Here is a 12,920-nt window from a genome sequence, read left to right on the forward strand (position 1 = left end):
TTAGTAACTTAAATGATATTTTTATAGACTATATATTTTGTTTGTATGTGACTTTTTAATCAAAGATGTTTAGGTTTACTAGTAATACCAGAATGATTTTACACCTTTTATGGTTCGGAGTTTTATTGAAACTTCTGATGAGGGTTTTACCCCATAAATTGGTGAGGTTCTAAAGTATTTTATGCCACCATTACCAACAATTCCTATGTATGTGATACATTTTCCATTTTTTTCTTTAAGGATGTTCCTTATTTTATCGAGTTCATCTTTGGAAGTATCTTGAGATATAATTATGTGAAGTTCTGTGACTTTATCTTTGCCATATTCTGATATTCCCAATATTTTAGATACTTTTGGGAATGATTTACCTAAGGTATTCTTTGTTATAACTCCTTTGAATAGCAGAATTTTACCTTGCTGTAGTAGATTTTCATAAGTTTTGGTTGCTTCTACGGATAAGTACAGTGTTATCTTCTTGCTATAGTAATCCGATATTCTTATGTTTGCTATTTTTCCTTTTATTGTTTCTTTTCTTTCTATTTCTGTTATCATACCCATTACAGTGAAGGGACAACCTTCTGGTAGGATGTCAATATAATCAGCCTCAAAGTTTGTATAGTTTTTTATTTCTTTCCAATATTCTTTTAGCGGATTATGCGATAGGAAGACACCCAATACTTCTTTTTCATAGTTTAGTATGGTATCTTTTGGAATTTCTCCATTTTCAAAAAGCGATGTTATTCTAAGTTCTGTTTGGGTTTTAGGATCTTTGAGAATAAATAAGTTGTTTTGTCCTAATTCGTTGTCTTTTGAAACAGATGAGAAAAAGCTTATTATCTTATCCAGATTTGAGATTAATTTATCTCTTTTTTCTAGAATTGGATCTAATGCTCCAGCTTTGATTAATGGTTCGTATGAATTTTTCTTGAGAAATTTGGAAGTTCTTTCAAAGAATTCTTCAATACTTTTGTATTCTCCGTACTTTTCTCTGTCGTTCAGTATATCATCTGCTGAAGATTCACCAAACCCTTTTATGCCTAGAAATCCATATCTTATTCCTAGTCCATTGTTTGTTTCTTCGATCGAGAAGAACTTTTTGCTTTTATTTATATGTGGTGGTAGTATTTTTATATTCATTCTGATTGCTTCTGAGACATAATGTACCATTTTTTCGAATTTACCAACCTCTGAGTTTATCAGTGCAGTCATATACTCAAGTGGATAATGAGCTTTGAGATATGCTGTTTGATAAGTTATTATAGCATATGCTGCGCTATGGGATTTGTTAAAACCATATTCGGCAAACTTTTCTATGGTGTCAAATAACTCTTTTGCAAAGTTTTCATCATACCCATTAGAAATTGCTCCTCTGACAAAATCATTTTTCATCTGTTCCATTATCTCTTTTTTCTTTTTACCTATAGCTCTTCTTAGGTTATCTGCCTGGCCTAGTGTAAACCCGCATATTCTCTGTGCTATTTTCATTATTTGCTCTTGGTAAAGTATAACTCCATAAGTTTCCTTGAGTATATCTTCCAAATCTTTATGAGGATACTCTACTTTTTCTTTCCCGTGTTTTCTATTTATGTACTGTTTGTCCATACCTGATCCTAATGGACCTGGTCGGTATAATGCAAGTGCTGCTATTATGTCTTCTATACAAGATGGTTTCATATTTTTAAGCATTTCTTTCATACCATCTGACTCAACTTGAAATATACCATCAGTTTCTCCTGAAGATAGCAGTTGATATGTTTTCTTATCATCTAGAGGAATGGATGAAATATCTATTTGAATCCCTTTAGTTTCCTCTATTAGTTTTAATGTGTCTTGTATAACAGAAAGGTTAGCAAGACCAAGTATATCCATTTTAAGGAAGCCTAATTCTTCAAGATATTGTGCGGATATTTGTGTTGATATTGTGCCTTCTTTAGGATCTCTATATAGTGCTATGTATTCGTATATTGGTACTGACGAGATCACTATTCCTGAAGCGTGTATTGATGCGTGTCTAACTATACCTTCAAGTTTTTCTGCTGTCTCAATCCATTCTTTTTCTATATCTGTACCGTTGTTATAGATTTCTCTTACCTCAGACACTACAGTCTTAGCCTCAGATATACTATCAACATCTGACAAAGATTTAGCAATAGTATCAACTTTTTGTTGAGGTATTCCTAGTACTCTTCCAACATCTCTAATCGCTGCTTTGGTTTGTAGTGTTCCAAAAGTTATTATATTTGCAGTATTATCTTTACCATACTTGTTGACTAAGTATTGTATTACTTTGTCTCTATCCCTATCTGCTACATCAACATCTATATCTGGCATTGTAACTCTTTCTGGGTTTAAAAATCTTTCAAAGAGTAGATTATACTTAATGGGATCGATTTGAGTTATACCTGTTGCATAGGTAATTAGTGCTCCTGCTGCAGATCCTCTACCGGGTCCTACAGGTATACCGTTATTTTTAGCCCAGTTTACAAAGTCCTGAACTACTAGAAAATAGTTGCTGAAACCCATATTTCTTATAACTTCAAGTTCGTAATTTGCTCTTTCTTTATACTCTTCTGGTATTTTCCCCCCGAACATTTTGTTGAGATTATCTAATACCATTTCTCTTAATACTTTATCTGCATCATCTATTTGCCCATAATTTGGCATTAACTCCTTGTTGTTGAATGGTATTTCAAGATTACACTTTTCACTTATTTCAACAGTATTCTTTATAGCTTCGGGTATTTCTCCAAAATCTTTCTCAATTTCGTGGATAGACTTTAGGTAGAATGAATTATTCGAAAACCTAAATCTTTTTTCGTCTGATTTTTTGCTTCCAGTTTGAATACACAATAGAACATCATGTATATCGGCATCTTCTTTTGTAAGATAGTGGGAATCACCTGTTGCAACAATTTTTAGTCCCATGTCTTTTGCAATTTTGATGAGATTTGGATTTAATATTTTCTCTTCTTCTAGTTCATGTCTTTGAATCTCTATGTAAAAATCTTCTTTTCCAAAATTGGATATATACCATTCTGCTACTTTTTGTGCTTCTTTGTAATTCCCTTTTAGAATGAGTTGTGGAATTTCTCCTGCTATACACCCACTCAGAATTATTAACCCTTCTTTGTGTTGTTCGAGTAGTTTTTTGTCTATACGAGGTTTGTAATAAAATCCTTCTAAGTAAGATTTAGTAACTAATTTAACAAGATTTTTATATCCTTTTATATCTTTGGCTAGTAAAACTAGATGAGAATATTGTTTGTCAAGACTATCAGGATTAGAATTTGTCGATTTTTCCTTCTTGTGCATATCTTCAGTTAAGTATGCTTCTACCCCTATAATTGGTTTTATATCATTTTCTTTACATGTTTTGTAAAATTCTATGCTACCAAAAAGGTTACCATGATCTGTTATAGCAACTGATTTCATTCCAAATTCTTTGACTTTTTGGACTAGATCGCTTATTTTTGAAGCACCATCTAGTAAACTGTACTCGGTATGTAGGTGTAAATGGACAAATTCCTTCATAGCCCTTAATTTTAAATAAAAAAATATTGACAATAAAATTCAATTTAGATCTAAATTATCATTCAGTCTGTTTGTGTGAAGGGTTTATTAGTCGATTAGAGTTTTTAGTATCATTAACTATAGTTTTTTCTTTAAGAAGGTACAAAATTGATGATTTGAGTTTTAATTGAGTGTGTGTCTATAGCAATATAGTCATTAGGGTATCTAAGGTAACATAGTCTAGATGTTCGTTTAGGTGTTTTGGATTTGATTTATGATCAACAAGTTATTATTATTATTGTTGTGTATGAAGTGGATATTAGTCAAGATGATAGAATTTTATCAGAAATATATAGGTCCTGTGAAAGGGCATACTTGTAGATTCTATCCAACTTGTTCTGATTATACGAAAGAAGCGGTAATAAGGCATGGTGTCGTTAAGGGTAGCTTTTTGGGTATCATGAGAATATTAAAATGTCATCCTTTTCATCCGGGGGGATATGATCCTGTTCCTTAGTCGAGTTTTTCAACAAACTGTCTACTCTTTTCAGATAATTCGTTTTTTCTTCTTTTTACTTCCTTTATGCTATCTTGAGTTATCTCGTATTTGAAGAAAGTTTGGTATTTCCCCGTATTTAATTTTTGCCAATATTTGCCTTTCAATTCTAATTTTAACATAGACGTTAATTTCTTTTCGTCTGGTAGATAGTATGATAGGTATGTTGATAATTCTTTGTAAGCATCAGCTTCTTGTATACTATTTCCTTCAAGTAAGAAAATGAAAAAAGTACCATCAATTGTTCTTTGTATTTCTCTTTGATCTTCTAAAATAAGCACCCATTCTGGTATAGGACCTACTTCTGAGATTGAGGAACTGTTTAGAATTATATTTTTCTTATCTTTGACAGGGATGTAACTCGTTTCAGTTTTTTTTGATTGAGGGCATCCCAATAGAAAAGTAAGTGTAGTTAATAAGAATATAAAGGTTTTAGTAGTAGTTAGCATCTTTTTGAAAAAAACTTTACAACCAAGAGTCATACTTATAAAATTATCTAGGGTTTGAGTTATTGGTATCAACTATGTTAGCATTGGGTCATGGGGATGATTTCTTTAAGTTTTGATAATGAGTGAGTATAGGAGAAAGGTATGAGATGTAATTGTTTTACTTTGTTTGCGTAGAGATATAATTTGAGTTTTTAAGGGAGGTTTTTATGAGAGTTTTTCGAAAGGGTTTAACATTGGTTTTAACATTGTTTCTTTTTGTTGGTTTTGCTTTTTCTCAGAAGACTTCAAGAGATCCTTACGAAGGAGAACCTTGTGTTTATGTGGCTACAAATGGTAGTGATGAAAATCCTGGTACTAAGGTTTTACCTTTCAGGACTATAGAAGTTGCTGTAGATAAGGCAGTTATGTTTGGTATTAGAGTTATAAAGGTTGCTGAAGGAGTTTATATTCCTGGTAATGGTTTGGCTACAGGTTTTGGTGGTGTTGTGATTAAACATCACAATATTAAGCTTATAGGTGGATATGATCAGAATTTTACAAGTATAGTTGGTTATTCCATACTTGATGGACAAAGAAAAGTTCAAGCGATAATAGAGGTTAGAGATGTTAGTAATGTTTTGATTGAAAATTTTGTGGTTGTGGGTGCAACAAACAGAGAGAGAAATGAAAAAAATGGAGGAGGAGTATACCTGAATAAATCAGATAATTCAACGATAAGTAATGTTATATCATCAAATAACATTGTTGGTAATGGAGCGGGTTTGTGTGTGGTAGGTAATAATAACAAAGTTTTGAGTTCAAGAGTGATAAGAAACAGTGCTGAAAATGGAGGAGGTGTTTATATTGTAGGTAATAATAACCATATATCTTCAGTTGCTATTTTAAGTAATTCTGCTGCTATACTTGGTGGTGGATTGCTAGTGAGTGGTGTTAGTAATATTTTAAGATCTTTGGAAATTTCCTATAATTCTTCGAGAGAAGGTGCTGGATTATATCTGGATAAGAGTTTGTATTCTCAGGTTCTTGATAATACATTTAGCTTCAATAATGCTCAAAACTCGGGAGGAGGTTTGTTTGTCAATGTAGGTATAGGTAATATTGTTAAATCAGTATTCAGAAACAATAATGCTAGAGATGGTGGAGGAATATATGCCTTTAAATCTGTATCTTTATCCATTGAGTCAACCGTAGTTGAAAATAGTGCTGCAAGAAGTGGTGGTGGCATAGTGTTAGAGGGGGTTTTTAAGAATACTGTAAATAGTTTTGTATCAAAAAATTCTTCTTTGCTTATTGCTGGAGGTATATTCTTAAGAGGAGAAGAAAATACTGTTTTGGGTAGTGTGTCTGAAAACATTTCTAAGGAGAAGGGAGGTGGAATTTATATTACGGGTCTTAAGAATGTTCTGAAAGCAAGTGTTAATAGTAATTATTCACAAAAAGATGGTGGAGGAATTCACATTGAGTTTGCTAAAGGTACTAGAATAGAAAATAGTGAAATATCTGGTAATAAATCCGATAATGTTGGTGGCGGGATTTTTACTGCGAGAGATATTGATACTTTAATTATAGATACCAAGATTGCTAATAATACTTCTAGACTTCATGGTGCAGGCATTAGTATATATGATTCAACGAATTCTTCTTTAGTTAATCTAGATGTTACTCAGAATAAGGCTGAAATAACAAATAGTGTTATTTATTTGTACAAAACAGAGGGAATTGTAAACCTTTTAATATCAAATGTTACTATTTCTAGTGTTTCAGGTGCTAAGGGTTTTGGTATATATGAGGATGGTATAAATGATATAATATTGCATAAGCTTTTTGATAATACTTTTGTAGCTGATACTCTTCAAGGAGGATTATATAGAGATTATAGACTTGATGCTACTGGTTTTATAACTGCAGTGAATAATCCTAAATTCTCAGGTGCAAGTGATTCAAGGGGAAATAAGCAGAAGTAATGGTTTATAATTTTTACGTATTATGTCTGATTTTGAGATAACAGATGTTCTTATAATTGGATTAGGTATAGCAGGTGGAGTATGTGCTTATGAACTTGCTAAAAAGGGGATTAGAGTAACGGTTTTACTCAAGGAAACTTTGGAGGAGGATGGAAATACTCATTATGCTCAAGGTGGAATAGTGTATATAGGTGAAAATGATTCTCCTGAAAAAATATACAGTGATATTTTTCTTGCTGGTGTGGGAGTAAATAATCCTGAAGCAGTTAAGGTTGTTGCTTATGATGGTCATTTGATAGTTAAGAAACTTTTAATAGATGAAATAGGAGTTGAGTTTGTAAGAGATCAGAATGGGTTGCTTGAGTTTACGGAGGAAGGTGCGCATTCCGTAAAGAGGATAATATACTCTGGAGATAAAACAGGTAAAGCGATTATATCAAAACTGGTTTCTAAATTGAAAACATTTGAAAATGTAACAATTCTAGAGAAACATATTGCTATTGATCTCATAACTTGGCAATTTCATTCTAGAGATAAGTTCAGGATGTACAAGGACAAAACTTGTTTAGGAGCTTATGTTTTCGATGAAGTAAATAACAAAGTAAAAAACATACTTGCTAAAGCTACTGTATTGGCTACTGGTGGTATGGGGAGAGTTTATTTGCATAATACAAATCCTGATATTGCTACTGGTGATGGTTATGCTATGGCCTATAGGATAGGTGCTGAGATAATAAATATGGAATATACTCAATTCCATCCTACTACACTTTTCCACCCACTTAAGAAGAATTTTCTAATATCGGAATCTGTTAGGGGTGAAGGTGGTATTATAGTTAATTCTAAAGGGGAGAGGTTTTTATTTAAGTATGATAGTAGGGGGGAGTTAGCTCCAAGAGATATTGTTACTAGAGGTATAATATCAGAAATTACTGAAACAAAAGATGATTGCGTTTTTTTGGATGCTAGTAGAATTGGATTAAAAGATAAACTTAGGAGTAGATTTCCTGTTATATTCTCAACTCTTGAAAGTATAGGAATAGATATGTCAAAAGACTTGATTCCTGTAGTACCTGCATTTCATTTTCAGTGTGGTGGTGTTAAAACAGACACTTTTGGAAAAACTAATATAAAGAGACTTTTTGCCGTTGGTGAAGTTGCTTGTACTGGACTTCATGGAGCCAACAGACTTGCTAGTACATCTCTTCTTGAAGGGGTAGTTTTTGGTTATAGATGTGCTTCATTTATATCAGAAAGTATAACTAAGCCTACGTTTAATGAATTTCCGGATGTTATTGAATGGATTGATACAGGTAAGGAATATCCAGATCCAGTACTTATAAAGCAGGATTGGGATTACATTAGAAACATAATGTGGAACTACGTCGGTCCTATTAGAACTAGAAGAAGATTAAAAAGGGCATTGAGTGATATCAAAAACTTGCTTAATGATATTGAGGACTTCTACAGAGATGTTAAGGTAAATAGAGATATAATCGAGCTTAGAAATGGAGTACAAACTGGATTTCTAGTAGCTTTGTCTGCTTGGTCTAACAGAGAGAGTATAGGAAGCCATTATAGAATTGATTAGGAATGAAATTTATAAATTTTCTGAAGTCTTTTTGGTTGTTTAGGAATTTGTTTGATGAAAATGGAAGGATATATCAAATAAAATTTAAGTATGTCATACAATAAGTATATAAACTATTTTCTAAGAGATGAAGAACTGGCAGGTTTTAGCTATGAATTTGTAATTAAGGATATTATTTATAGGGAAAGGACACCGTTTCAACTTGTTGAGGTTGTTGATACAGAACCTTTTGGTAAAGCTCTTATAACTGATGGTATAGTTATGATTACAGATTTAGATGAGGCAATGTATCATGAGATGATGGTACATCTTCCCATGTCCATCATAGAGAATCCAGAAAAGGTATTAGTTATAGGTGGTGGTGATGGTGGAGTTGTTAGAGAGTTGTCGAAGTATCCATCTCTAAAAAAGATAGAGATGGTAGAAATAGATGAGAGAATTGTTGATATAACGCAAAAGTATATGAATACTTGGAATGGTACAAACTTTGACATTTTACATACACATTACCAAGATGGGTTTGACTTTATCAGAACTACTAAAAGTAAATATGATTTGATAATACTTGATATAAGTGCTCCTATAGATATAGCTATTGATCTTTACTCGAAAGAAAGTTTTAGTAGAGTTGTTTCTTGTTTATCAGAGAACGGTGTTTTTGTGATACAATCTGAATCTATATTTACAACTCCGAATGTTGCTAAGCATATTATTCATCAAATCAAAGATTTGGTTAGGTTTTACGGGGTGTATTATGTTTATGTGCCTTCCTTTATATATCCTTGGAGTTTTGTGATAGGTTCTAAAGGCAATCCTGTTGAAAATCAGATTTATAATCATATTTCTGATGTTAAGCTAACTTACTATTCTGCCAAAATACATTCATCTTCTTTCGCACTACCTGAGTTTATAAGAAGATATATCTATGAAAATCCAAAAGTGGAATTGAATCTACTCGATAGAGATATTCTAAAACAAATTATACTTTAAACTCTGTTTACTAATAATTTGTATAAGAATTTGGTAAGAGTTAATGAGAAATAAGGATAACTAACAGAAAAAAATATAAATCACTTTATCAAAAACTTTATTGTTTTGTATTTTACTCAAGCCGAGGAAGAATATAGTAGAATTCTTTTGATAACCTTATCTATGGGAGTTTAGGAATGTCTAGACTCTTAGGAGGGTAAGATGAGCTGGAGATATAATGAAGTTACTTAGGGTGAAATATTCTGGACATTTTATATTCTTCTACCTTCTAGGTAGTTTAGGTGTGGTAGAGAGGAAAATTTGAGGATTGCTTGGATGAGTTATGAAAATGATGTATTCAGAGTATTCTTTTACAAAAAAACTACCAAACTCTTGACTAAGCTTCAGAATTTAATGTTTGACTATTTTGCTGTGATTTCTTATACTTTAAAAGTATGTTTAGTTCAATAGATGATATTATTTCAGATCTAAGGAATGGTAAGCTTGTTATAGTTGTTGATGATGAAAACAGAGAAAATGAAGGAGATTTAGTTGGTGCAGGGCAGTTTGCTACTCCTGAAATGATAAACTTCATGATGAAGTATGGTAGGGGTTTAATTTGCGTTCCTATGGATCCTAAACTAACTGATAAACTAAATCTTTATCTTATGACAGAAGGTAACACAGACAACTTTTCGACGTGGTTTACTGTTTCAGTTGATGCTAAGGATGGAACAACAACTGGTATATCAGCGTATGACAGAAGTTTGACAATTAGGAAACTTGCGTCTATTGATGCAAAACCTGAAGATTTTAACAGACCTGGTCATGTGTTCCCCTTAAAAGCAAGAAAGGGAGGTGTTATAACAAGACAGGGACATACTGAAGCAACAGTTGATCTTCTGAGAATAGCAGGGTTGTATCCTGTTGGTGTTATATGTGAGATTGCTAATGAAGATGGTACTATGGCTAGATTACCTCAGCTAGTTGAGTTTGCTAGGAAATTCAATCTCAAAATTATATCAATAAAAGACATTGTAAAATATCGTTGGAAAAATGAGAAACTAATAGAAAAAGTTGATAATGCTTTTTTACCTACTAGGTACGGTAGTTTCAGGATAATTGGGTATAGAGAAATAATAAGTGGTAAGGAACATATCGCTTTGGTTAAGGGGGATGTAGATGGTAGAGACGATGTTATAGTTAGAATACACTCTGAATGTTTTACAGGTGACATACTTGGTTCTTTGAGATGTGATTGTGGAAATCAGCTTGAGCATGCTTTGAGGAGAATAGAAGATGAGGGGAGAGGAGTTTTAATATACCTCAGGCAGGAAGGTAGAGGTATAGGATTGCTTAATAAAATAAAGGCATACAAACTACAAGATCAAGGATTAGACACAGTTGAGGCGAATAGGAAACTAGGTTTACCTGATGATGCTAGAGATTATGGTATAGCATACCAGATATTGAAAGATCTTAACGTTAAAAGTATAAGGATTATGACTAATAATCCTAAAAAGATAGAAAAGATAGAAGAGTATGGTATAGTTGTAAAAGAAAGAATACCTATAATAGTCGGTATAAACAAGTACAATGAAAAGTACATAAAAGTCAAAGTAGAAAAAATGGGACATCTTATAGATTTGTTTTGAGTTTTCATTCGGCTCAAAATTTTGATACTATTTCAGAGAGCTCTAAGTTTTTGGTTTGTGTCTTGAGATTGATCGAATAAGTAATTTATAGATTTGATGTTCTGATTCGTTAGGTGTGATATTTAAATGTTTGTTTTTGTTTGTTATTCTGTAGTATTATACTATATTACGTTTGATTTGATGTTGAAAGATGTCCTGTGTACTTCAGAGAATCCATGTTTTTTAATTGAAAACATATGCTCTCTTGTGAGGTATCCTTTGTTTTTTTCGAAATAATAGTTTGGATATTTTTTGGAAAGGTGTTTCATATATCTGTCTCTTATAACTTTTGCGATAATAGATGCCATTGATACTGCGTGTATGTACTTGTCTGCTTTTTTGATGCTTATGTAGTAATATGAATTTTTATTATCTAGTAGCTTTAGGTCAAAATCATTTATTCTGTTGTATAAGTCAATGTATTTTTCTTTTTTTGGTAAGTTTGATGATAATAGAAATGTTGAGAAAGATTTGTTTTTTAAGTTCACATAATCAGTTATTATTAATCTAGGTTCGACTTTTAAGTTTGTTATTGCTTCTAGTATTGCTAGTCTCAAAGATATTCCAATTCCGTATTTATCAATAGTTTTATTTGAAGCTATACCTATTCCTAGATCTATTATATTTTTTGTGATAATTGATATGAGTTCTTCTCTTTTTTTGGGTGTTAATAGTTTAGAATCTTTTACTCCATTTATGTAAGTTGATGGTTTTATTGCTACTGCGCATACAAACATTGGACCTGCTATACATCCTCTACCTACTTCATCGATTCCTATTATATATTCAAATTCGTTTATTAGGTTAATTAGGTATTGTATTTTCATAACTTAACTATCGAGAATATTTTTTCTTCTATTTCTTTTTGTAGATCTTCGATAGTTCCATTGTTGTTTATTACTATTTTTACTTCGTTTATTACGTCTTCTAGTTTCTTTTGAAATGAAATTCTTCTTTTTACATCTTCTTCATCAAAACCTCTCATCTTTGCTCTTAATAGTATGTTGTCTTCACTTGAATTTATGTATACTACCAGATTGCAAAACTGATTTAATCCTATTTCAAAAAGTAGTGCTGCGTTGATACAATAAAAACCATCTTTTTCAATTTCTAACCTTACAAGTTCTTTAATTGTTCCATGTGTGAGCTTATTCAAAACCTGTAGCTTCATAGGGTCTGAAAATACTATGCTAGCTAGCTTCTTTCTATCAATTTTACCTTCATCATCTAGAATGTTTTTATCGATCATTTTTAAAATTTCTTCCTTCCTTATTTCAAGTACTCTGTGTCCTATTTTGTCAACATCAACTACTCTAAAGCCTCTACTTTCTAGAATCTTACATACGGTGTCTTTACCTGATAACATTCTACCTGTTATACCTAGTATAAATCTTTTTGGTTTTCTAGGTACTGAAGGTCTTCGTCCCATATATCTCACCTCGTTAGTACTCTGCCAAATCTTCTTTCTCTTGACTGGTAATCTCTTATTGCTTCAATCAAGTGATGTGGAGTGAAGTCTGGCCAAAGTACTTCTGTGAAGTAAAATTCTGAATAAGCAGCTCTCCATAACATAAAGTTGCTTATTCTTTGTTCACCACTGGTTCTTATTATGAGATCAAGGTCGGGTACTTCCGGGTGGTATATATAATTTGATATAGTTTCTTCGTCTATTGTACTTTCTTGTAGATTACCTTTTTTATAATCTTCTAGTATTAGTTTTACTGCCCTCATTATCTCATGCTTTCCACTGTAATTAAAAGCAGTGCATAATGTATATGCATATCCGTTTTGGGTTTCTCTCTCAAGTAATTTTATCATATCCAAAAGTTCTTGTGATATACCTTCAGTATCACCTATATGTATAAACTTTATTTTCTTAGTTTTAAATTCGTGTATTTTTTCTCTTATTACCTTAAGAGCCATTGACATAAGGAAATCGACTTCTTCTTTATCTCTTTGCCAATTCTCCTTCGAAAAAGCGTATATAGTTATAAAAGGTATTTTAAGATATCTGTTAAATTCCAATATCTGTTCTAGTGCTTTTAAACCTTCTTTGTGACCTTCAATTCTTGGCAAACCCCTCGATCTGGCCCATCTTCCATTACCATCCATTATTATTCCTACATGTTTTGGTAGGTTATTTAAGTCAACTTTTTTAAGAAGTGATTCTATTTCCATTATACTTCC

10 protein-coding genes are annotated in these 12,920 nt (G+C 32.1%); 5 read left to right on the forward strand and 5 right to left on the reverse strand.

The genetic code is table 11. The annotated features are described in order from the left end of the window. Window positions 1-78: 78 nt before the first annotated feature. Window positions 79-3,531, reverse strand: coding sequence for a DNA polymerase III subunit alpha (gene dnaE, locus N2712_04715; protein MCX8029282.1), 3,453 nt, complete (start codon window positions 3,529-3,531; stop codon window positions 79-81). Between the two features lie 286 nt (window positions 3,532-3,817). On the opposite strand from dnaE, the gene yidD reads away from it, so the two are divergent. Beyond that, window positions 3,818-4,027 (forward strand): membrane protein insertion efficiency factor YidD, encoded by a 210-nt coding sequence (gene yidD / locus N2712_04720; protein ID MCX8029283.1) that lies wholly within the window; start codon window positions 3,818-3,820, stop codon window positions 4,025-4,027. Here yidD and N2712_04725 read toward each other — a convergent pair. Continuing rightward, window positions 4,024-4,548 carry a hypothetical protein gene (locus N2712_04725; GenBank protein MCX8029284.1) on the reverse strand — a complete coding sequence of 175 codons (525 nt, stop codon included), beginning with the start codon at window positions 4,546-4,548 and terminating at the stop codon, window positions 4,024-4,026. The genes yidD and N2712_04725 overlap by 4 nt on opposite strands. 173 nt (window positions 4,549-4,721) lie before the next feature. Here N2712_04725 and N2712_04730 point away from each other — a divergent pair, with 173 nt between their 5' ends. From N2712_04730 to N2712_04745, 4 genes are all read left to right on the forward strand, one after another. Next, complete coding sequence (locus N2712_04730; protein ID MCX8029285.1) at window positions 4,722-6,479, forward strand: hypothetical protein; 1,758 nt, start codon at window positions 4,722-4,724, stop codon at window positions 6,477-6,479. Between the two features lie 22 nt (window positions 6,480-6,501). Beyond that, the gene (nadB, locus tag N2712_04735) at window positions 6,502-8,070 is read left to right on the forward strand and encodes an L-aspartate oxidase (GenBank protein MCX8029286.1); all 1,569 of its coding nucleotides are present in this window, start codon (window positions 6,502-6,504) and stop codon (window positions 8,068-8,070) included. A 90-nt stretch (window positions 8,071-8,160) separates the two neighbouring features. Next, window positions 8,161-9,060 carry a hypothetical protein gene (locus N2712_04740; GenBank protein MCX8029287.1) on the forward strand — a complete coding sequence of 300 codons (900 nt, stop codon included), beginning with the start codon at window positions 8,161-8,163 and terminating at the stop codon, window positions 9,058-9,060. Between the two features lie 434 nt (window positions 9,061-9,494). After that, entirely contained in the window at window positions 9,495-10,694 is a 1,200-nt protein-coding gene (locus tag N2712_04745) for a bifunctional 3,4-dihydroxy-2-butanone-4-phosphate synthase/GTP cyclohydrolase II (protein ID MCX8029288.1), read from the forward strand. Between the two features lie 161 nt (window positions 10,695-10,855). Here N2712_04745 and N2712_04750 read toward each other — a convergent pair whose 3' ends face one another. Genes N2712_04750 through uppS form a run of 3 tightly spaced genes read right to left on the reverse strand, consistent with a single transcriptional unit; the run spans window position 10,856 to window position 12,911 of the window. Beyond that, complete coding sequence (locus N2712_04750) at window positions 10,856-11,560, reverse strand: ribonuclease HII (protein ID MCX8029289.1); 705 nt, start codon at window positions 11,558-11,560, stop codon at window positions 10,856-10,858. Continuing rightward, window positions 11,557-12,162, reverse strand: a complete 606-nt coding sequence (gene coaE, locus N2712_04755; GenBank protein MCX8029290.1) for a dephospho-CoA kinase — start codon at window positions 12,160-12,162, stop codon at window positions 11,557-11,559. The genes N2712_04750 and coaE overlap by 4 nt, the downstream gene beginning before the upstream one ends. Before the next feature lie 5 nt (window positions 12,163-12,167). Beyond that, window positions 12,168-12,911, reverse strand: coding sequence for a polyprenyl diphosphate synthase (gene uppS, locus N2712_04760; protein MCX8029291.1), 744 nt, complete (start codon window positions 12,909-12,911; stop codon window positions 12,168-12,170). Between the last annotated feature and the right edge of the window lie 9 nt (window positions 12,912-12,920).

Source organism: Brevinematales bacterium, assembly GCA_026415355.1.
Lineage (GTDB): Bacteria > Spirochaetota > Brevinematia > DTOW01 > DTOW01 > SKYB106.